Origin of the sequence: Calorimonas adulescens (genome assembly GCF_008274215.1) — a bacterium.
GTDB lineage: Bacteria > Bacillota > Thermoanaerobacteria > Thermoanaerobacterales > UBA4877 > Calorimonas > Calorimonas adulescens.
The window spans coordinates 50,408-70,824 of sequence record NZ_VTPS01000014.1; the positions used below are offsets into that span (position 1 = coordinate 50,408).

Genomic DNA, 20,417 nt, shown 5'->3' on the forward strand with positions numbered 1-20,417 from the left:
GTTTTTATCCTATTATAAAGAACAATATCAGCGTAACCGCTATGGTTGTCAGACCTTCTAAGAGTGTCGCCATGGTCTGTGCCTTATATGCATCAGTTACCTTCATACCAGAGAACTGGCTGACCACCCAGAAATAGCTGTCATTGACATGAGATACTGTCATGGCACCTGCACCTATAGCCATAACGGCTAATGCCAGGTCAACCGGAGACACAATACCAAGCTGAGGGAGCATTGGAGCCATCATACTGGATGTGGTGACCAGTGCAACCGTAGATGAACCCTGGGCAGTCTTTAAAAGCGCTGAGATTATGAAGAGGAGTATTAAAGCCATTGCTCCTGTCATAACCCCACCTGTGGCAAAGGACTTGATGTAATCAGCCATAGGGGTATTGGATAATACTGTACCCAGTGCCCCGCCGGCGCCTGTAATCAATAGTATGTTAACTGAGTCCTTCATGCCCTGGCCAATCCAACCGGTAACAGTCTCTTCTGAAAGGTTTGGCATAAGCAGGAAGGAAAGCAGGACACCAACCATTAAAGCATTTACAGGCGTTCCCAAGAAGATTATAAGCTGGCTTCCAAGGCCGGTGTATTTTGTAAAATTCACTATTGAGGATAACGCAATAAGTATTATAGGCACTACGATAGGGGCAAAGGACAGCCATGCGTTGGGAAGATTTTTATATTGCTTCTTAAGTTCGTCATAGTTTAAGCTTTCTTTTTCTCCCTCTATCTCTATAGTCTTGCCTACTCTACCTGCCCACCATAGCCCAACCAAGGCAGCAGGTATAGCTACAACAAGACCAATAAGTATTACAAGTCCTAAGTCTGCTCCCACATTGCCTGCTGCTGCTATTGGCCCTGGTGTAGGTGGAACTAATGTATGGGTAGCATAGAGACCGGTGGATAGTGCTACAGCCATGGTGGCAAGGGGTACACCAGCTCGCTTGGCCAGTGCCTTATTTAAAGGTGTAAGGATTACAAAACCAGAGTCACAGAACACCGGTATGCTGGTTATGTAGCCAATTATAGTCATGGCTAACGCTGAGCGTTTTTCACCAACTACACCCAGTATGGTATCTGCCATCTTAAGTGCAGCACCTGATTTTTCAATGACTGTTCCTATAATTGTACCAAAAACTATTACAAGGCCTATACTGGTCATCAGGTTGCCAAAACCGCTGGAAATAATGGTACCTATATACTTGAGAGGCATACCCGATAGAAAAGCCACACCATAGGCAGCAAAGAGTAATGACAAAAACGGGTGCAGCTTTAATTTTGACGTAGAATAGATTATAAAAACGATTGCAAGAATGAGAAAGACAAGCAGCAATGGTCCATGCACCATTCCTTCTTTCATCTGTGCAATCTGTTCTGCAGTCATATAACCACTCCTTCCTATAGGTTTGAACTACATCATAATTATACATCAGGATATCATGCATTAGAACAGGTCAATGAAAATATAAATATTACCGGAAAGGATGGGATAATTATGTATCTTTTCATGATGATTGTCATAGGCTTGCTGATATTTCTCGTCATACACCCGTTTATAAACAGAAACGCAGGAAAAAACTATACAGATAGATTGACAAAGATTTACGGTGGGTTTGCCGGCCCTCTGATTGTATCCATAGCCGGTTCATGGTTTGGCGACACCCTCTTTAAAGGCATTGAGCCTGAGGTACACAGCTTTAGTATTACAGGCGCTATTATAGGATCTGTCGCCCTTCTCTGTATATGGGATTATGTCTTAATAAGGGCTGGTAAAAAGTAGAGGCGACACTGAGGCCATATTTTTTTAACCTCCTCGATATATCTTTCATATATTATATGGAAAGCTATATCTAAGGAGGTTGTTATATATGCCAGTACTCGTAATCCAGCCAGCCATAAAAGACGCAGCTTTAGAAACGGGTTACCCCAATACCAATACAGGTAATGATCCTACCATGTGGGTTGGAAGATATTATGATGGTTCGGCATACCGTGATCTAATACAGTTTGACCTTTCCGGTCTAACTAACTGTGCAAATATAACCAGTGCCACACTAAGCCTGTATGTGAATGAGGTTACAAATGCTACGGTATCAGCCTTTGTGACACCATACAGGGTTACCCAGAACTGGGCTGAAAACCTGGTGACATGGAACACAGCCCCCGCTTATGACCCATTTGCACACGGTGGCACAACACAGTTAAGGAATATAGGCTGGTACCAGTGGGATATTACAAACCTTGTGTCTAACTGGTTTAACGGTGTATATCCCAACTATGGTATGCTCCTCAGGACGCCCGAGACCACAGATTTTGAAACCAAGAGGTTTATTACCTCAGAGGAGGATGCAAACCCAGACCTGAGGCCATACCTAACAGTGACCTACACCTGCAGAGAAGAGCTCATAATCCCTGCAAGACAGTTTAACGAGGTAAGTGAAACAGTAACCACCGGCAATACCCTGGCCTACACCACATCCAGGGATATATCTACTGTAAGCAGGGTAACCTATTTTATATCAAACACCGGGGCAAATCCTGCAATTGTAAATATCCAGCTTTCTGCAGATAACGTTAGATGGGATACGGTTACAGGTGACATTACGGTAGCTGCCGGAGAGACGGTAAGCCTCATCATTGATCGGTTGTCCCACTATTCAAGGATTGCCTACAGGTCGGGTACACCGGGTGTACCAACCACTTTAGTTATATGGTTAGAGACTCAGGTATAGGGGTGGAAAATTTCCATCCCTTTATTTCACTTTCCACAATTTCCACTTGCCAATCTACATGGTTTCGTCAATCTTATCCACAGGGTTTTCAACAATATTCACAGGGTTATCCACAGGATATTCACTTTTTTTCTATGCTATGATAAAATATTAATCACAGTTTATAGTTATAAGGTGATTATCATGGATAATATTATAGTGCAAAAGTATGGCGGGACATCTGTTGCAACACCGGAAAGAATTAAGAATGTGGCAGGCAGGATTATAAACCTCAAGAGAGCAGGTAAGAACATTGTGGTTGTAGTCTCAGCTATGGGGGATTCTACTGACGACCTTATTGACCTGGCCCATCAGATAACTCCAGATCCGCCCAGCCGTGAGCTGGACATGCTCCTTTCCACGGGGGAACAGGTCTCCATTGCCCTGCTGGCTATGGCCATCGAGTCCATGGGGGAGGACGTGATATCACTTACAGCTGCCCAGGTTGGTATACATACTGACAATATTCACACTAGGGCAAGGATTGTAGACATTGATACTGAAAGGATCTTAGCGGAATTAAAAAGAGGGCGTATAGTTATTGTGGCAGGCTTTCAGGGGGTAAACGAATTTAACGATATTACCACCCTCGGTAGAGGCGGCTCTGACACCACAGCTGTAGCCTTAGCCTCTGTACTTAAGGCTGAGATGTGTGAAATACTTACAGACGTAGAAGGCGTATATACCTCCGACCCCAGGATTGTCTTTAACGCAAAAAAACTGGACACCATCACCTATGAGGAGATGCTTGAGCTGGCAACCTTAGGTGCCAAGGTATTGCATCCAAGGTCGGTAGAACTGGCCTGGCAGTATGATGTGCCTCTAATGGTAAGGTCAAGTTTTAATGAAAAGGAGGGGACCATTGTGACAAACATGAAACTGGAAAATGAGAGGGTAGTCTCGGGGGTTGCCTGCGACAAAAATGTGGCCAAGGCCTCGGTCTATGGGATTCCATCAAGGCCTGGCGTAGCTTACAGGATTTTCTCTGCACTGGCAGATAAGGGCATAGATGTTGATATGATAGTCCAGAACATGACCAGAGAGGGAAAGACAGATATATCGTTTACCATAGCAAAGGAAAACCTGGGTGAAACCAGGGAAGTATTAAAAAAGGTCAGTGAGGAGCTGGGGTCTGATGGCGTAAACTTTGAAGACGGCCTGGCCAAGGTCTCCATCGTAGGTGCAGGCATGATAAATCATCCAGGAGTGGCAGCCAAAATGTTTGAGGCACTTTATGAGCTCGACATAAACATAGAACTCATCACCACATCGGATATCAAGGTGTCCTGTCTTGTAAGGGAGGATAGGGCAGAAGAAGCAGTTAGAAAGCTGCATAGCGTCTTTGAATTGGAAAACATATAAGTTTATAGGCTGCCGGCATTGGGCAGCCTTTAGTACGATTTGTGTCTGCGCTCCACCGGGTACGCCTCCATTCGGCGTCCTTGCCTGCTGCCTCGGCTTCGTTTGTCATCTCATTAAGAGTATCATAGACTCGTTTTACGGCTGCCTTGGATGTTATATGCCATGCCATCAGTTCAACAGCTTAATTATTTTATTAAGCTCCTTAAAATACCCCAATCTATCCTCCCACTTTACCCCTGTCCTGCCGCTGGTGGATGGAACCACATAGTCTATTATGCCTGGTACAGCACTGGTTTTCTGAAGCCCATAGTCCACCTCAGTAAGCCCCATCAGCTTTTTATATATTCCTTTGCCGTTATAGCAGGCTACCTTCGGCCGGTACTGGTTTAAAATTCTCAAAAGCCTCTTCTTTCCTCTCTCATACATATCGTCTGTTATCTCTGCAGCCTCTCTTGTGCAGTATTTCACTATATCTGTAAGCCCGTAACCATATTCTGCCATACGCCAGTCATCCTCATAGGTCAATGGCTCGGGAAGTATACCGCTCTCATAGAGCACTCTCCAGAATCTGTTTGTATTTGAGGCATAAAAGTGGCCTTTTTTTGCAGACTCCAGCCCTGGGTTATAGCCTACAAAGATGACCTTGAGGTTGTAGTCCAATACATCAGGCACTGGCTTATATGGGTTTAGGCTCAAGTCATAGAGGGTATCGGCAAGACTCCTTATATACCCTGAGTCTTTCAAACTTGAAATCCATTTGTCCGGTATAGCATATATCCCGTTATATGCACCTGAAAATGCACCCACTATGGATGCAATGGTATCTGAGTCACCTCCCATATTGACAGCCATCAATACAGCATCCTTAAAGCTTTTTCTGTACCTTAAAAATATATACAGGGAAGCTCCCAATGTGCCCACAGAGTATCCTGAAATATTAAACTGCTTTATGGCTTTACCTTCGTCAATACCGCCCTTGATTATGGAATCTACCTTCTTTATTTCTTCTATTATTTCCTCATTTCTTGCAAACTTTAGCACATATCCTATAAGCTCATCAGGGTCTCTGCCATCTAAAAGATAGTCTATGGTAAGAGATGTTATGACGGCTGCCTCTACGGCCCGTTCATCACGGTGGGTCATGATGCTGTGGACCCTTGTGGCTCGAATTATCCTGTCTGGGTCGCCATGATAGAATAAAGCCACGGGTGCTGTCCTCATAGCGGCCCCATTCCCTGCGCTGTCGCTACCTGCCCTGTCCCACGGTACACCCCTCTCCATGTTCTTTATGCCCGTCATGCACCCGAGGCCAGGCCCTATAAGCTTACCATCAAGTTTAACAAACCTCCCTGATACCGTGTACTGCTCCACATAACCGGCCTCTATTATAGCCTCTGCTAAGGCAATGGTCATCTGAGTGTCATCCGTATACTGTCCCCTTAAAAGCCCCGAGTTCAACCCCGCTTTTGCATTCACCATGTCCTCTATGTGTCCATATGTCCTTTCTATCTCATCTACCCCCATAAGTTCTACAGGCATCCCCAATGCATCTCCAATGGCCAGGCCGACCAGACACCCTTCATATCTATCAATCATCCGCAATCAAATCCTCCTAATATTTTTTATTAAAAGTGCGTAGAACACCTTTGCAGCACCACAGATATTTTACCATATTCGTTATATGCAGCAATGATGTCTACCGGTCTTTTCCCAAGAATCCTGCAGATTATTTTAAGGCTCATATGAGGATACACAGCAAATACAGGTAAATTTTTAAATAAATCTACAGGGTGCCCTTCCTATCCTGGACCAATAAGTGTTAAAATGGAAATAAAGGAGGCGTACATATGAAAATAGGATTAGCCCTTGGCGGTGGTGCTGCCAGGGGATATGCTCACATAGGTGTACTAAAGGCTCTTGAAAGACATGGAATAAAACCAGATTGCGTGGCAGGATGCAGTATGGGGGCATTGCTTGGGGCTATATACTGCAGCGGTATATCCGCATCTGTTTTAGAACAACTGGCGATAAACATCAGCCCCAGGCAATGGATGGATATTTCCCTTTCCAGGACCGGCATAATGTCCGGCAAAAAATTAGAGTCCCTCATCTACACACTGACTGGCGGAAAAAACATAGAGGACTTGCCCATACCTTTTATAGCTGTAGCCACTGATGTCATGACATCCAGTCCCTACATATTTAAAGATGGCCCCATACATACTGCCGTAAGGGCCAGTACAGCCATACCGGGAATATTTGAGCCTGTATCCCTCGGGGATAGAATCCTGGTTGATGGTGGTTTTGTGGATAATGTACCGGTAGACCTCCTGGATGAGATGGAGGTTGACCTGACCATTGCAGTAGACGTTGGCTTTTCATTCACCAACTCAAAACCAACCAATCTATTTGAGATAATACTGTTGTCCATAGACACCATGCAAAAGAAACTGCATGAGTTAAACCCCATTAAGGCTGACCTGATAATAAAACCTGATGTAAGCGCCATAAGGCCAAACCAATTTGAGAAGGCAGCGGACTGTATAAAGATAGGTGAAGAGACCACGGAAGATTTCCTTTCTAAAGTCGACCCCGCCGTGTTTTCTCTTCTTGAAAAGAACCAATAAGTCCAGCAGCCTCTTCTAATATCCCCACATCCTTGGTCAGGGAAACCCTGGCATATCCTTCTCCACCCCTCCCAAACCCTATACCTGGCGCAACAATCACACCCTTTGAGTCCAGAAGCTCAGCGGCATACGTCATGCTGCTAGCATCATCCGGTATCTTGTACCACACGTAAATAGTCCCCCCAGGGTTGAAAAATTCTACTCCATGACTCTTCAAAACCCCTGTAAAGACCTCCTTTCTGTCCTGGTATATACTTACCACCTTCTGTATCTCCTCATATGGACTTTTCAGTGCACTTACGGCGGCCTCCTGGACAGGTAAAAACACACCCGCAAAATACTGCACTGTAAGACTCTCAACCGCCTTGACAAGTTCCCTGTTTCCCACCACAAATCCTACCCTCCAGCCGGCCATACTGTATATCTTAGACAGTGAAAACAGTTCAACTCCTATGTCCTTTGCCCCGTCCACCTCGAGGAAGCTGGGACTCCTTTTATTATCAAAGGTAATAGGCCCATAGGCAATATCGCTTACAACTACAAGTCCACGTCTCTGTGTAAACCCCTTTATTTCCTTAAATACCTCAATATCCGCCACAGCAGAGATTGGGTTGGACGGATAGTTGACAAAAATCAATCGGGCGTTTTTTGATATTTCATATTTTATTTTACCTAGGTCCGGCAGATAGTCTTTATCCAGCGGATACGGAACATCTATACCACCTGCCAGCCTTATACCGCTTATATAGTCTGGATATCCAGGATCTGGCACAAGAGCCGCATCACCGGCGTCAAGAATTGCCTGAGAGACCATGTGTATACCCGTCTTTGTGCCCGGTACTAAAGCTACCTCATCCTCCTCAAGTGACACACCATGATTCAACCAGTAATAGTCTATAACTGCTCTCTTGAGAGAAGGTATGGCAAGAAAGGGTGGATAGGTATGAACCTCGTTCCTTTTTAATTCATCTATCATCTTTTGTATTATATGGCCGGGAGGTGTAAGGTCAGGGCTGCCCTTGCCCAGGTCTATGACCCTCAACCCTGCCTCACGCTTTTTCATGGCCTGGCCATCCAAAAATGTGAATATATTATCCGGAACAGCATCAAACCTTTTAGACAATTTCACAATTAAACACCTCTTATCAAAGCGGTTGCCTTCCTATCTGCTTCAATGATTGCCCTCACCACATCCTCCGGTGTCACCTCAAAATACATATTATGCGTAGACTCCTGAGGCGCGCAGGCCCTCCGGGCAACCTTCTCTAACCTATCATTCTCTATGCCCTCCAGATTCAACATACTGAGGGTAACCGGCTGGTCTATGGAGTGGAGGAAGTTTGTTACCCTCTCAAATTCAGTGTCAGGATAGTTTTCCAGGCATAACTGTACCAGTGTGGAAAAAGCAATCTTCTCTCCGTGATTGAACCCATGAACCTCGGGAAGGATTGTAAAGCCGTTATGTATAGCATGAGCGGCAGCAATCCTGCAGTTATCACTCCCGAGTCCTCCCACCATGCCACTCAAGGCAATGATGGCATCTATGGTCTTTTCCACGGCCTCACTTACCCTGTTTCCCTTTACATCCTCATATGCTTGCCTTCCATATTCAAAAAGTGTCTCCGTGCACAGATCAGCCATACTCAGGGCAGCCCGTGTTGGTACATTTATATACTTCCCCTTTGATGAAGCCGCAGCCTCATATCCCTTCACCAGGGTATCAGATATACCTGCTGCAAAGTATCTGGCCGGCGACTCGGCTATCACCTTGGTATCGACCAGCACGAGAGATGGGCTGTCCCTGAACACAGTATACCTTAAAAACTCGTGTTCATCATTGTATATCACAGACAGCGGAGTCCATGAGGCACAGGTGGCAGCAATGGTAGGTATGGTTACAAGGCGTACCCCTATTTTATTTGCGGCTGCTTTAGCCGTATCTATGGCCTTTCCACCACCAACGCCAATTATCACATCTCGGTTGTTTTCAGCAGCTATCGTTCCGACCCTGTCAATCTCATCCTGTGTAACCTCACCCTTGAATTCAGTAACAATGTAGTCTATATTATTCTTTGTAAGGGATGCTGTGAGACTATCAGATGTCACCGAGAGGGCTGTATGTCCCCCAACAACCAGCGCTCTCTTCCCAAAGTCCTTTATATAGTCTCCTGCATCCTTTATAATGCCTGCATACTGTATATACCTGTTTGGTGAACCCATAACCAAATGCATCATCATTCCCCCTATTCTTCCACCATAACTACTGAGCCCTGGTACTTCTTATCAACAAATTCCTTTATCCTGGGATCATGATACGCCTCCAAAAGCTTTTTGAAAACCTCCTTATCTGCATCCTCTTTCCTCACAGCTATAACATTGGCATATGGTGAATTCGGCCCCTCAATAAATATAGAATCCTTTACGGGGTTGAAACCCATCTCAACTGCATAGTTGGTGTTTATGGCTGCTGCGTCTACATCCTCCAGAGACCTCACCGTCTGTGCCGCATCAATTTCCACTATCTTGATATTCTTGGGATTTTCCACAATATCTAAAGGTGTAGCGGTAAGCCCTGCATCATCCTTAAGCTTTATCACCCCCGCCGACTGAAGCAAAAGAAGAGCCCTGCCCTCGTTGGTGGCATCATTGGGCACAGATACAGTGCCGTTTTCCGGAAGGTCTTTCATGTCTTTTATCTTGTTAGAATATATGCCCATGGGAAATATCATAGTCTTACCTATCGTTGTAAGATTTGTTATGTTTCTCTCCTTAACAAAGTCATCAAAAAACGGCTGATGCTGGAAACTATTGGCATCCAGAGCCCCCTCTGATAACTGTATATTAGGCTGTACGTAATCTGTAAATGTAACTATCTCCACATCAATGCCCTCATCTTTCAATATCTCTTTAACCTGCTCCAATACCTCCTCATGGGGCCCTGCGGTAACACCTACCTTTATTTTAGTTACATCTCCATCATGAGTTCCCTGAGCACTGCTGCTTTGAGTAGTGCTTCCACATGCTGCAAGACTTAACACCAGTAAAACTGAAACCAATAATACAATAAGCTTTTTCAATTTCATCCCTCCATTTAATGCTTTCCTGCTGCTAATAAGCCAGATAACATGTCGCCAACATCCACCCTTCTGTATCTAACCGTGATACTCTATCGTTGCATCATATTAAATTTTTAAGTACTTCTCACCTCCATTCTAAGTATAAAAAAACTTCTCCTGGAAAATCAGAAGAAGTCACCTTCCCCTTATCTCCCAGAACACATTAAAGTTCTGCAGGATTTGGCACCTTCCCACAAAGGGGGTTGCCGGGTTTCATCGGGCCAGTCCCTCCACCACTCTCGATAAGAGTCTTATCTTTATTAAGTTAGTTCTTATATTACCACGCTAAAACAAGGGTGTCAATAGTCAAATTTTTAGAGTAGTGATTGAAGCCCCCTCTGGAATCGAAATGGTTCTACTTTCTCACGTATACTCCAGCACTGGCTTTTCCATTTGATTTTGCCCATTTGTCTCCTGAGTACCATTCCCCTGCGAGTTATTCCCATATCCCTTGCCTGCCTCTCTGCTTCTCTGTCTGGCATCAGGCATCTGAATCAATTTAAGAACTACTTGAATCTATTGAAACCCATTTAATTTGAGGTGTTCTTTTCTACATTTGGAAACAGCGCTTTCACAACGGCCTGAGCCTGATCCTGAGTGAGTGTCCCATCGTCAACAAGTTTTTGTAAAGGAGTCACAGACGTCCCATCCTCAGGTTTGGTATCTTTCTTGCTTTCAAGATAAGCCTTGCGCTCTTCCTCCGTCATATTTTTTATCTTCTCCATCTCTGCCTTGCGGGTTTCCTCCTGTTCATTTAAATACGCCAATATCTTCTCTTTTTGATCCTGCGTAATAGTCCCTGCAGACACAAGGCTGTCCAGTTGTTTTTCGATTTCTTCCTGTCTTGCAGCCTGAGCCTGCTCCATCTTTGCCTCCATTTGTTCTTGCAGATATTTACTTATGGCATCGGCCTCCTCCTGTGTGAGGATACCCGCTTCAACCAGTCCCTTCATAGGATCCAGCTTTGTTCCGGAATTGGAGTCCCTTTGGCTTTCAAGATAAGCCTTGCGCTCTTCCTCCGTCATGTCTTTTATCTTTTCCATCTCTGCCTTGCGGGCTTCTTCTTGATTATTATAGTACTCAATTATCTTTTCTTCCTGTTCCTGCGTTATCAGCCCCGCACTCACGAGATTATCCAGCTCTTCTTTTTGCTGTTGCTGGCGCTGCGTTTCAGCCTGCTTTTCAATATATGCCTTAATACTGTCTACCTGTTCTTGAGTCAAGATTCCCTCATCAACAGCCTCTGACCAAAAGTCACTTTTAGTGTCTGTTTCTGAACTCTTTTTGTTCTCAAGGTATGCCTTACGTTCTTCTTCCGTCATATTTTGAAGCTTTTCCATTTCTGTCTTTCTTTCGGCATCCTTTTCATCCATGAAGGAGGTTAATTTATCAGCAGTTTCCTGGGTTATAATCCCCTGCTCCACAAGGTCTTTCGTAAGTTCATCAATATTGTACTGGCCACCAGCTCTATCGCCGCGACCTGCTGGATCAAAAAGACCAAATCCCGCTTGCCCGCCTTTCCTGCCGGGCGCCATCTCTCCTGCCTGTTCTGTTACTGGTTTTTGACCGTCTGAATTACCGGTACTGTTGCTGTCTGCAAACACTATACTACCCGTTGTCAACAGCATTCCTCCAATCAAGGCAGAACTGACAAATGTTTTAACTTTTTTGTTCATAAAACCTCTCCTTTCAAAAAAAATTTTTTTCGACTTAACAAGTTTATTGTAAACCTATTTTGTTACGAAAAAATTACGGCAGTGTCACAACACTGTATAAATTTTGTTAAAAAATTGTGAACGCTATATGGCTTAAAAGTGACCAGCCTGCTCTGAAAAGCAATCCTGAGGATACTCCATGGATCAGTAGACCGTGAAAATAAATGGTGATATAATTCTTTTGGACAAAGTCCTTCAATGAGCAGTAAAAGTGCACTGGGGTGTTGGTTTTGGAAAAGAAGACCATATTAATAGTTGACGACGAATTAAAAATAAGGATACTTTTACGAGATTTCCTTGAAAGGGAGGGCTATACTGTGATTGAGTCCCCTGATGGGAAACATGCCCTCGAAACGTTTCATAGTTGTGGCGCAAACATAGACCTTATCATTCTGGATGTAATGCTCCCAGAATATGATGGCTGGACGGTCTGCAGAGAAATCAGAAGTGTGTCACAGGTACCGATAATAATGCTAACCGCAAAAGGTGAGGATTTTGATGAAGTCCATGGGTTTGAGATCGGGGCCGACGATTACGTAAGAAAGCCCATAAAACCAACAACTTTAATGGCAAGAATAAATGCTCTTTTCCGCAGGATAGACAGAGAGGCAACTAAAAATAATGTATTAACCTTTGATGGCATTGAAATAGACGATGTTTCCCATGTGGTGAAAGTGGATAATGAGGAAGTGTCTTTGAGCCCAAAGGAATACTCCCTTTTGCTGATTTTGGCTAAGAATAAAGGCAAAATAGTATCCCGTGAACAGTTGCTCAATCAGGTTTGGGGATATAACTATTACGACGGACTGAGAACAGTGGACAGCCATATCTACAGATTGAGAATGAAACTTGGTAAACGAGCAAATGCCATCACTACTATCAGAGGTTTTGGATATAGGTTTGAGGGTTGATTATGAATCTATCAATAAGATTTAAATTATTTATATATATGACCGTAAATATCATCCTGTTCGCCATTCTATTATACGGTTCAAACACTTTTTTTGCTGAGAAATACTACATAAGCCAGAAAGAACATCTGCTCGTCCAGACTGGTCAAAAACTTTTAAAACTTGTGGACGGAAAGACAACGCCTGAAGATTTTAATGATGAAAACCTGATTTATGAAATCAATACTCTGGAAAAGAGCATTGGCGGAAGCATCTTTATCGGAACATCGGATGGTACCTTATTTTATCCTGTTCAAAATGGCCGTAATGTCCCGCCGAGGCCGGGTTTTCCCATTAACCCCTTTTACGCTCCCGACAAAGAGCAGAATCCGCCCGGGGGGCTGGATTTAATGATCCTAGACCAGCACAAAACCAGAGTGAAAAAGTGGGAGCGCTATGACGATAAGTCATTTTTTATAATCACCCAGGACCCCAATTTTAAAATAGACACCTTAAGATATCAGATTCAACTGGATAGTGGCTTAATACTTCTTGTGTGGGTACCCATGGCCGAGATAACTGAAAGCGCTTCGATTTCCAACGATTTTACGGCAATTGTCGGATTAATCACCGTAATGATTACCGGCATCTGGGCACTGTTTATTTCTGGCAAATTTACACATCCAATTACAGAGATGAACAAAATTACAAAGAAAATGGCTGAATTAGATTTTTCCCAGACCTTAAAAATTGATGGGGAGGATGAAATCGGCCAGCTTTCACGCAGTATAAATCACCTTTCACATAAGCTCAGCGAAGCAATCAGGGAGTTAAATGACAGAAACAGGCGGCTTGAAGAGGATATCGAACGCGAACGAAAACTGGATAAAATGAGACGGGAGTTTATATCAAGCGTTTCCCATGAGCTGAAGACACCAGTCTTTTTAATCCAAGGATATGCGGAGGGCCTGAAGGCAGGCATCGCCGATGACAAAAAAAAGAGAGACTTTTACTGCGATGTGATCATGGAGGAGGCTGAAAAGATGGACACACTGGTTAAAGACCTGCTGACCCTCTCCCAGATAGAATCAGGCATGTTTCCTGTAAAAAAAATACCCTTCAATGTATCGCAGCTTATAAAGGAAATTATTTTCAAGTATAAGCCGGTACTGGATGAAAAAGGCATCCATATAGAGGTAGACACGGAAGAGGCATTGATGGCTTATGCTGATCCAGCAAGAATTGAGGAAGCTGTCGTTAATTTTATGAATAATGCCATAGACCATGTGGACGAGAAAAAAATTATTAAACTTACTGCAAAACCAGCCGACCAAAAAATTCGAATATCGGTATACAATTCGGGGATGGCAATTCCCGAAGAGGCTCTTGACAAGGTCTGGCACAGCTTTTATAAAGTCGACAAGGCCAGAAAAAGAGCGCTGGGAGGAACTGGTCTTGGCCTGGCCATCGTCAAAGCCATCCAGGAAGCTCACAAAAACGCATACGGGGTCGCCAACGTAGATGGAGGCGTGGAGTTCTGGATTGAGCTGGATAAGTCAGATCCGGGTTTCATTGAATTTTAAAACTGCAAAGACTATCTCCCCAGCCAAATCTCTAACCGACTTATATTCTGCATTTATAATAATATCAGCATATTTTTCGTACAATGGCTCTCTATCCACAAAGCGCTTAATAAACTCCCCGTAGTCCCTGGCAAGCGGTCTTGTCTCTGTTTTCTTCGCCCTCTCGTAAAGGGTCTTAATGTTATTTTTTATATATACCACCACAGAATTACCCTTAAGGCGCCACATGTTGTCGTCATTTAGAATAACTCCACCTCCTGTTGCTATTACCAGATTATCCTGATGCTGTAAAAAACGACAGAGCCTGTTTTCCATCCTCCTGAATGTCTTTTCTCCGTCCTCTTCAAATATCTTCTTTATACTTCTATGAACCCTGTTAACTATGTACTTGTCTGTGTCAATAAATCCAAGCCCGCTATAACTGGCTATAACAGCCCCGACGGTGGTCTTTCCTGCACCCATATAACCTATGAGCACGATGTTTTTCATATAAACACCCTTACCATTTATTATACCTGTTTTTTTAGTTCTTTATATATCACTGACATAAGGTTATAAACAGATAACTTTCTCTGAAATGCAGCTGGTATATGAACCACCTTTCACGTCTTTCGCCGTCTACTATCATCCTATAAAGCCATATCATCTTGCCTGACCGTGATAAACTGTTGTATAGATTATACCATCATCTCCAAAGCTGCCGCAACTTTTTCAATTTACGGCAACTTAAAGCCCCGGTCTCCCGAGGCTTTAAACCTATTCGTTTTCCAGTCCAACTCCACTGTACAATCTTTCTTCTTTTTCACTCTTCATCCTTGAAGCTATCTTATCCACTATCAGCGCTATGGCGTTATCGCCGGAGACATTACATGCTGTACCAAAGCTGTCCTGGGTGAGGTAGAGCGCTATCATAAGCGCAAGCTGAGCCTCATTAAACCCAAGCATACTCTGGAGTATTCCCAGGGCTGCCATGACAGCACCACCCGGTACACCGGGAGCTGCCACCATGGTTATCCCAAGCATAAATATAAAACCTGCCATTCCTGAGAGTGTCACTGGCATACCATTGAGCATCATAACCGCTATAGAACACATGGTAAGCGTAATGGTTGAACCAGAAAGGTGTATGGTGGCGCAGAGAGGTACAACAAATTCCCTTATGGCTTTGGAAACACCATTCCTTTCTGCACACTGAACATTTACCGGTATGGTTGCGGCCGATGATTGGGTACCAAGAGCCGTAACATAGCCAGGTATCTGGTTTTTAAGACACTGTATCATACTTTTCCCACTGTAAAGGCTTGCAACAGCAAACTGGAATAGTATTATGATTATGTGGCATGCTATGACTATCACAAACACCTGTCCAAATACTGATAAAATCCTTGCAACTTCGCCGGCATATGTCATATTGGCAAATATACCGGCTATATGAAATGGCAGCAGGGGAATTATTATACCTTTTATTACCATATCTATTATTTTCTGAAACTCAGACATGACGTTGTAAAGCGTTTTCTCTTTTATCGCAGATATACCTATGCCGATGATGAACGCAATTATTATGGCAGCCATAACATCCATGATGGGCGGCATACTAATAGTAAAAAATGGTTTTAATAGTTTTTCTTCTGGATTTGATGCCGCAATATTGCCAGAGACATTGATAATGCCTGGTAAGATTGTCGTCCCTACAAAGAAGGCAAAAAATCCCGCAATCAGTGTAGAACCATAGGCTATGGCAGTGGTGATCCCAAGCAGTTTACCTGCTCCTTTGCCCAGGTCGGCTATTCCTGGTGCCACAAACCCAACAATTATAAGTGGAATTACAAAGCTTAAGAAGTTACCGAAAATAGAGTTAAATGTAGCAAATATCCTGACAAACCATCCTGGAAAGAATCTGCCTATTACTATACCACAGATAATTGCTATGATAAGCCTCGGTAAAAGACCTAATCTTTTTAACATTCAAAATCCTCCTTACTCCTTAGAACTATATATCTTAAGATGTGGTAGCTATTAATTTACCTTATAACCGCTTTCCAAAAGTCTTTTTATAATCCTCATTCCATGTTCTTCATCGCTGGTTTCAAGTACAACCTCAACCTTTGCATACCCTATTGGTACGTCAAGGGCAAGCCTGTCGTGCAGGATAGAAAGTATATTGGCCCCTTCAGCAGCTATAAGTTCAACCATACGGCAGAGTGTACCCGGCTTGTCAGGCATCATAGTACTTATCATAAGTTTTCTGCCCTGTCTTATAAGCCCCCTGTCCATCACTTGAGCCAGTATATTGACATCGATATTACCGCCACTTATGACTGCAGCAACCTTTTTACCCTTTATGTTTATCTTCCCATTTAAAAGTGCAGCTACAGGGACCGCCCCTGCACCCTCCGATACCACCTTGGCCTTCTCCATGAGCAGAAGGATTGCCTCAGCTATCTCATCTTCACCCACCAGCACTATGTCGTCTACATACTTTTTGATAACCTCATAGGTCAGGTTTCCAGGTACCTTTACTGATATACCATCGGCGATAGAGGGTATACAATCGACAATATTCATTTTACCTGACTTAAAAGATTCGTACATTGATGGTGCGTTAGCTGCCTGCACACCTATAACCCTTATGTTGGGCCTTATACTCTTTAGGGCAATGGCCAGGCCTGATATCAAACCACCTCCGCCTATGGGTGCAATTACAATGTCTACATCCGGCATATCATCCAGGATTTCCAGACCTATAGTGCCCTGACCAGCAATAACCATCGGGTCATCAAAGGGGTGAATAAATGTTGCTCCAGTCTCCTCCTGTATCTCTCTTGCCTTCTGGTATGCCTCATCATATATGTTGCCATGCAGAACGACCTCGGCACCATAACTTTTTGTCGCTGTCACCTTTGATATGGGGGCATGTTTAGGCATTACAATGGTTGACTTGATACCAAAGCTGGATGCTGCCAGTGCAACACCCTGGGCATGGTTACCTGCCGACGAGGCAACCACACCATTTGACCTTTCCTTTTCAGTAAGGTGGGCTATCCTGTTGTATGCCCCCCTCAGTTTGAAAGAGCCTGTCTTTTGTAGATTCTCAGTCTTTAAAAATATATTTCCGCCTGTCATGTCGCTAAAAACCTTGTTGTAGACGAGGCCTGTCTCCTCGACCACAGTAGATAGGCATTGCCTTGCCTCCTCAATATCCTTCAGTGCTGGAAAACTCATATTAATCATCTCCTATTTATGTGCAATAAGCTCAATTTCTATCAGAGCACCCCTGGGCAGCGCACTTACTTCAACACAGGAACGGGCAGGAGGGTTTCCCTTAAAATATCTGCCGTAGACCTCATTTACCTTTCCAAAATCACCCATGTTGGTTATGAATACCTGTGTCTTTATCACATTTTCAAAGCTCATTCCTGCTGCTTCAAGGATTGCTTTAAGATTTTCCATAACCCTCTCGGCCTGTGCCTCAATTCCGCCTTCCACAAGTTGACCTGTAACAGGGTCTAAACCTATTTGTCCCGATGTGTATAAAAAGTCTCCAACCATTACCGCCTGTGAATATGGACCGATTGCCGCCGGGGCCTTATCTGTTTTGACAATATTCTTCATCTTTTATCTCTCCCTCTTAATTTTGATTGTCCCATAAAAACAATTTTGACTGCATGCGCAAGTCAGATATAGTCATATGGAAGCGCACTATATAAACCAAAAGAGCAAGCGCCAGAAAAAGTTGTCGAACAACGCAGATGGACTTAAGAGCAATCAATTTTTATTCAGATACCTATAAATGGTATTCTCGGATACAGAGAGCATTTCCGCCACCTGAGACACGGCACCTTTCAGCATGAATATTCCTTTGCTGCTCAAGTTTTGGACAACGGCCATCTTCTCATCAGGAGTCATCCTCTCAGGTGGGATTCCAGTATCCAATATAGTCTTCCTTATTGTGCTGTGGACCAGTTCCTCTATAGAGGTAGCAAAGTGCTCCATCTCACAAGAATCATCCTGTTTTATGTCTCCGCCTATATATCCTTTAAGAAAATCCTGCATGGCAATGGCCTGGGTAATATCGACGTTTACACAAAGCATACCTATAAGCTGACCTGTATCATCCTTCAAAAATAATGTTGACGAACGCAACCTCCTGCCATCTTTTGTCCTGCTTGGATAATTTGCAATAAAGTTTTTTCCCATATACTCTTTTTCCTTTAATAACCTTAACCCTAGGTCAGTCATCGGGCCACCAACTGTTCGCCCGCTTATATGATTATTCCTTATCGCAACTATGGACCTCTCGGGGTCATTTACATCATGAAGTACAACCTCGCAATTACGGCCCATTATATCTGCGATAAAGTCCACCAGCGGTATAAACTCCTCAATTTTTTTCTTTACCCCCTCCATCTCTTCACCTCTTTTCCTTTATATTGTTATATATTCTACACAACTATAAAAATTCCTTCTCACTATAAAAATTTTTTATCATCAAGATAGAAAAATATCACCGGCTGACTGCCGGTGGTATTCTCCATTAAAACTCTACGAACCTGTCCTTCGTAGCACCGCAGATCGGGCATTTCTCCGGAGCTTCATTGGTTGTGGTATATCCACATATTGAGCAAATGTAAATCTTCCCTATCTCTATGTCTTCTCCCTTGTCAACAACCATCTTGGCATCACCGTACATTATCTCATGAATCTTTTCAGCCTCTAAAGCACCGTGGAAGCCCATGTTTGCTGCCTTTTCATCCTGCAGCTGTGCTACAGCCATATAGGCTGGATACATCTCGTTTACCTCAAAGTGTTCACCATCTATGCAGGTCTGGAGATTATCAGATGTGGTATTTACCTCACCCAAATTCCTGTAATGGTTTGTCGCATGTACCTGCTCAGCATAGGCTATAGCTTTAAATAGTCTTGCCACATTCTTTTTGCCTTCCTTTTCCGCTACATCAGAAAATATAAGATACCTCATATGGGCCTGGCTCTCGCCGGCATAAGCTGCCAAAAGGTTCTGTTTTGTCATTTCATGCATATTATCTACCTCCTATAAATTTTGTTTTCTTTAATAATTATTCGACGTTAATAATAATTTTCCTGCTTGATCAAAAAAATTTTTTTGGATCTTTTTATCTTCTTCTATCATAATAACCGGGCATCATACCCGGTTATTTTAACATCATAGCTTTTTTAAATAGATTTTCTTTTATTAATCTGTATGCTTCTTCCGGCCTTTCCTTAATACATAGGTGACCTGTTTGAAGCATCACGTGTATCTTTGAATTATTAATCCCGGCACTTAGTATTTTAGAATACACAGCAGGCGTTAGTATGTCTTCACTGCCGCACAACACAACAGTAGGAACATTTATCCTGTAGAGCTCTGCGGTGCGGTCATAGGCCATGGGCCCTTTGAGGAGGTTTACAAACGGCTTTACCGGCAGATGCTTATTTTTTATACAGTAATGATATGCTGTGTCATGGTTATCCTCAAGGTACGTTGCACCCCAAAGGTAGGGAAAGGCCACATCTACCAGTGCATCCCAGCCTGCTCTCTCTGCAGTTGAAATCCAGCTTTTTATCTTGCTCATAAGCATCCTGTCAGTATGGCTGTAAGAACCTATGAGTGCGAGCGATTTTACCCTATCAGGGTAGTCAATGGCTGCGCTTTGCGCTATAGCACCCCCATTAAAAAGCCCAACAAGGTGGGCATATTCAAGCCCTATATGGTCCATAAGACCAATCAGGTCTTTCACATGCTGCCTTGTGTAATATACCTCATCCGGCTTATCAGACAGGCCTTGCCCGCGTAGGTCATAGGTTATAATACGAAATTCATTTTCCATGCACTGGATAATTTCAGACCAGACCAGAGAATCCAGGTATACCCCATTTACAAAAATGATTGGCTCACCCTCAGGATTTCCACTCTCTTCGTAGTATATCTTTACATCTTTAGAATTAAATACAGCCATAAAATCAACTCCTTAATGTCATATAGGCCGGTGTTTATACCGGCCTCAGGAGGGGTCACCATATCTTTAACTCCTCTGCCTGCCTTTTTAACTCCACCCTGAAGTTGGGATGAGCTATGGCGATGAGGTTATTTACCCTGTCCATCACGGACCTACCTCTCAGCGGGGCAATACCATATTCTGTAACCACATAGTCTACATCGTTTTTCGACAGGGTCACAAGAAAACAGACTCCAACAAATTTTCTGAACATATTTTAATATAAAAGATAGTGTAAAATTTTATTAGGTCACTTAGCAGGAAAAATCAGTCTTGATGTAGAAATAAGACCTCACCATCCTATAATCCGGATGAGTATAAAACTCA

The 20,417-nt window shown here is 43.4% G+C and carries 21 protein-coding genes and 1 riboswitch; of the genes, 6 read left to right on the forward strand and 15 right to left on the reverse strand.

Annotation, left to right across the window (positions count from 1 at the left end):
- Positions 1-4: 4 nt before the first annotated feature.
- A complete protein-coding gene (locus FWJ32_RS09520) occupies positions 5-1,390 on the reverse strand; it encodes a GntP family permease (protein WP_149545724.1) in 1,386 nt (461 codons plus the stop codon).
- 111 nt (positions 1,391-1,501) lie between these two features.
- On the opposite strand from FWJ32_RS09520, the gene FWJ32_RS09525 reads away from it, so the two are divergent.
- The 3 genes from FWJ32_RS09525 (at position 1,502) to FWJ32_RS09535 (ending at position 4,139) form a co-directional block, all read left to right on the forward strand.
- Positions 1,502-1,786, forward strand: coding sequence for a hypothetical protein (locus tag FWJ32_RS09525; RefSeq protein ID WP_149545725.1), 285 nt, complete (start codon positions 1,502-1,504; stop codon positions 1,784-1,786).
- Positions 1,787-1,874: 88 nt separating this feature from the next.
- On the forward strand, positions 1,875-2,738 hold the full coding sequence (locus tag FWJ32_RS09530) for a DNRLRE domain-containing protein (protein ID WP_149545726.1): 864 nt from the start codon (positions 1,875-1,877) through the stop codon (positions 2,736-2,738).
- 183 nt (positions 2,739-2,921) lie between these two features.
- The gene (locus FWJ32_RS09535) at positions 2,922-4,139 is read left to right on the forward strand and encodes an aspartate kinase (RefSeq protein ID WP_149545727.1); all 1,218 of its coding nucleotides are present in this window, start codon (positions 2,922-2,924) and stop codon (positions 4,137-4,139) included.
- A gap of 168 nt (positions 4,140-4,307) precedes the next feature.
- Here the strand turns inward: FWJ32_RS09535 and FWJ32_RS09540 are convergent, their stop codons facing one another.
- Positions 4,308-5,735: an ADP-ribosylglycohydrolase family protein gene (locus tag FWJ32_RS09540; RefSeq protein ID WP_149545728.1), complete on the reverse strand. Its 1,428-nt coding sequence runs from the start codon at positions 5,733-5,735 to the stop codon at positions 4,308-4,310.
- A gap of 251 nt (positions 5,736-5,986) precedes the next feature.
- Between FWJ32_RS09540 and FWJ32_RS09545 the strand changes: the two genes are divergently transcribed.
- Positions 5,987-6,766 (forward strand): patatin-like phospholipase family protein, encoded by a 780-nt coding sequence (locus FWJ32_RS09545; protein WP_149545729.1) that lies wholly within the window; start codon positions 5,987-5,989, stop codon positions 6,764-6,766.
- On the opposite strand, the gene FWJ32_RS09550 is transcribed toward FWJ32_RS09545, so the two are convergent.
- From FWJ32_RS09550 to FWJ32_RS09565, 5 genes are all read right to left on the reverse strand, one after another.
- Complete coding sequence (locus FWJ32_RS09550; RefSeq protein ID WP_149545730.1) at positions 6,720-7,895, reverse strand: aminotransferase class I/II-fold pyridoxal phosphate-dependent enzyme; 1,176 nt, start codon at positions 7,893-7,895, stop codon at positions 6,720-6,722. The two genes, FWJ32_RS09545 and FWJ32_RS09550, sit on opposite strands and share 47 nt — an antisense overlap.
- A gap of 2 nt (positions 7,896-7,897) precedes the next feature.
- Complete coding sequence (locus tag FWJ32_RS09555) at positions 7,898-8,998, reverse strand: iron-containing alcohol dehydrogenase family protein (protein ID WP_162523588.1); 1,101 nt, start codon at positions 8,996-8,998, stop codon at positions 7,898-7,900.
- A gap of 11 nt (positions 8,999-9,009) precedes the next feature.
- Positions 9,010-9,843, reverse strand: coding sequence for a MetQ/NlpA family ABC transporter substrate-binding protein (locus FWJ32_RS09560; protein ID WP_149545732.1), 834 nt, complete (start codon positions 9,841-9,843; stop codon positions 9,010-9,012).
- Between the two features lie 182 nt (positions 9,844-10,025).
- Positions 10,026-10,131, reverse strand: a riboswitch (SAM riboswitch).
- A gap of 114 nt (positions 10,132-10,245) precedes the next feature.
- Positions 10,246-10,380 carry a hypothetical protein gene (locus tag FWJ32_RS13725; protein ID WP_275266290.1) on the reverse strand — a complete coding sequence of 45 codons (135 nt, stop codon included), beginning with the start codon at positions 10,378-10,380 and terminating at the stop codon, positions 10,246-10,248.
- 32 nt (positions 10,381-10,412) lie between these two features.
- On the reverse strand, positions 10,413-11,558 hold the full coding sequence (locus tag FWJ32_RS09565) for a hypothetical protein (RefSeq protein WP_149545733.1): 1,146 nt from the start codon (positions 11,556-11,558) through the stop codon (positions 10,413-10,415).
- Positions 11,559-11,827: 269 nt separating this feature from the next.
- On the opposite strand from FWJ32_RS09565, the gene FWJ32_RS09570 reads away from it, so the two are divergent.
- Positions 11,828-12,508, forward strand: coding sequence for a response regulator transcription factor (locus FWJ32_RS09570; RefSeq protein ID WP_149545734.1), 681 nt, complete (start codon positions 11,828-11,830; stop codon positions 12,506-12,508).
- A gap of 2 nt (positions 12,509-12,510) precedes the next feature.
- A complete protein-coding gene (locus FWJ32_RS09575) occupies positions 12,511-14,070 on the forward strand; it encodes a sensor histidine kinase (protein WP_149545735.1) in 1,560 nt (519 codons plus the stop codon).
- Here FWJ32_RS09575 and FWJ32_RS09580 read toward each other — a convergent pair.
- From FWJ32_RS09580 to FWJ32_RS09615, 8 genes are all read right to left on the reverse strand, one after another.
- Complete coding sequence (locus FWJ32_RS09580; RefSeq protein ID WP_149545736.1) at positions 14,044-14,559, reverse strand: shikimate kinase; 516 nt, start codon at positions 14,557-14,559, stop codon at positions 14,044-14,046. The two genes, FWJ32_RS09575 and FWJ32_RS09580, sit on opposite strands and share 27 nt — an antisense overlap.
- A 267-nt stretch (positions 14,560-14,826) precedes the next feature.
- A complete protein-coding gene (locus FWJ32_RS09585; RefSeq protein WP_149545737.1) occupies positions 14,827-16,038 on the reverse strand; it encodes a dicarboxylate/amino acid:cation symporter in 1,212 nt (403 codons plus the stop codon).
- A 51-nt stretch (positions 16,039-16,089) separates the two neighbouring features.
- The gene (gene ilvA / locus FWJ32_RS09590; protein ID WP_149545738.1) at positions 16,090-17,295 is read right to left on the reverse strand and encodes a threonine ammonia-lyase; all 1,206 of its coding nucleotides are present in this window, start codon (positions 17,293-17,295) and stop codon (positions 16,090-16,092) included.
- Positions 17,296-17,307: 12 nt separating this feature from the next.
- Positions 17,308-17,685: a RidA family protein gene (locus tag FWJ32_RS09595; protein ID WP_149545739.1), complete on the reverse strand. Its 378-nt coding sequence runs from the start codon at positions 17,683-17,685 to the stop codon at positions 17,308-17,310.
- A 153-nt stretch (positions 17,686-17,838) separates the two neighbouring features.
- Positions 17,839-18,480, reverse strand: coding sequence for a helix-turn-helix transcriptional regulator (locus tag FWJ32_RS09600; RefSeq protein WP_149545740.1), 642 nt, complete (start codon positions 18,478-18,480; stop codon positions 17,839-17,841).
- A 127-nt stretch (positions 18,481-18,607) separates the two neighbouring features.
- Complete coding sequence (locus FWJ32_RS09605) at positions 18,608-19,111, reverse strand: rubrerythrin family protein (protein WP_149545741.1); 504 nt, start codon at positions 19,109-19,111, stop codon at positions 18,608-18,610.
- A gap of 133 nt (positions 19,112-19,244) precedes the next feature.
- Positions 19,245-20,051 carry an alpha/beta fold hydrolase gene (locus FWJ32_RS09610; RefSeq protein WP_149545742.1) on the reverse strand — a complete coding sequence of 269 codons (807 nt, stop codon included), beginning with the start codon at positions 20,049-20,051 and terminating at the stop codon, positions 19,245-19,247.
- Positions 20,052-20,106: 55 nt separating this feature from the next.
- Positions 20,107-20,271: an acetyl-CoA hydrolase/transferase C-terminal domain-containing protein gene (locus tag FWJ32_RS09615; protein WP_238988848.1), complete on the reverse strand. Its 165-nt coding sequence runs from the start codon at positions 20,269-20,271 to the stop codon at positions 20,107-20,109.
- Positions 20,272-20,417 lie beyond the last annotated feature (146 nt).

Coding starts and splice junctions, on each gene's coding strand:
- FWJ32_RS09520 (WP_149545724.1), bottom strand. CDS start 1,390: ATGACTGCAGAACAGATTGCACAGATGAAAGAAGGAATGGTGCATGGA.
- FWJ32_RS09525 (WP_149545725.1), top strand. CDS start 1,502: ATGTATCTTTTCATGATGATTGTCATAGGCTTGCTGATATTTCTCGTC.
- FWJ32_RS09530 (WP_149545726.1), top strand. CDS start 1,875: ATGCCAGTACTCGTAATCCAGCCAGCCATAAAAGACGCAGCTTTAGAA.
- FWJ32_RS09535 (WP_149545727.1), top strand. CDS start 2,922: ATGGATAATATTATAGTGCAAAAGTATGGCGGGACATCTGTTGCAACA.
- FWJ32_RS09540 (WP_149545728.1), bottom strand. CDS start 5,735: ATGATTGATAGATATGAAGGGTGTCTGGTCGGCCTGGCCATTGGAGAT.
- FWJ32_RS09545 (WP_149545729.1), top strand. CDS start 5,987: ATGAAAATAGGATTAGCCCTTGGCGGTGGTGCTGCCAGGGGATATGCT.
- FWJ32_RS09555 (WP_162523588.1), bottom strand. CDS start 8,998: ATGCATTTGGTTATGGGTTCACCAAACAGGTATATACAGTATGCAGGC.
- FWJ32_RS09565 (WP_149545733.1), bottom strand. CDS start 11,558: ATGAACAAAAAAGTTAAAACATTTGTCAGTTCTGCCTTGATTGGAGGA.
- FWJ32_RS09575 (WP_149545735.1), top strand. CDS start 12,511: ATGAATCTATCAATAAGATTTAAATTATTTATATATATGACCGTAAAT.
- FWJ32_RS09580 (WP_149545736.1), bottom strand. CDS start 14,559: ATGAAAAACATCGTGCTCATAGGTTATATGGGTGCAGGAAAGACCACC.
- FWJ32_RS09585 (WP_149545737.1), bottom strand. CDS start 16,038: ATGTTAAAAAGATTAGGTCTTTTACCGAGGCTTATCATAGCAATTATC.
- ilvA (WP_149545738.1), bottom strand. CDS start 17,295: ATGAGTTTTCCAGCACTGAAGGATATTGAGGAGGCAAGGCAATGCCTA.
- FWJ32_RS09595 (WP_149545739.1), bottom strand. CDS start 17,685: ATGAAGAATATTGTCAAAACAGATAAGGCCCCGGCGGCAATCGGTCCA.
- FWJ32_RS09600 (WP_149545740.1), bottom strand. CDS start 18,480: ATGGAGGGGGTAAAGAAAAAAATTGAGGAGTTTATACCGCTGGTGGAC.
- FWJ32_RS09605 (WP_149545741.1), bottom strand. CDS start 19,111: ATGCATGAAATGACAAAACAGAACCTTTTGGCAGCTTATGCCGGCGAG.
- FWJ32_RS09610 (WP_149545742.1), bottom strand. CDS start 20,051: ATGGCTGTATTTAATTCTAAAGATGTAAAGATATACTACGAAGAGAGT.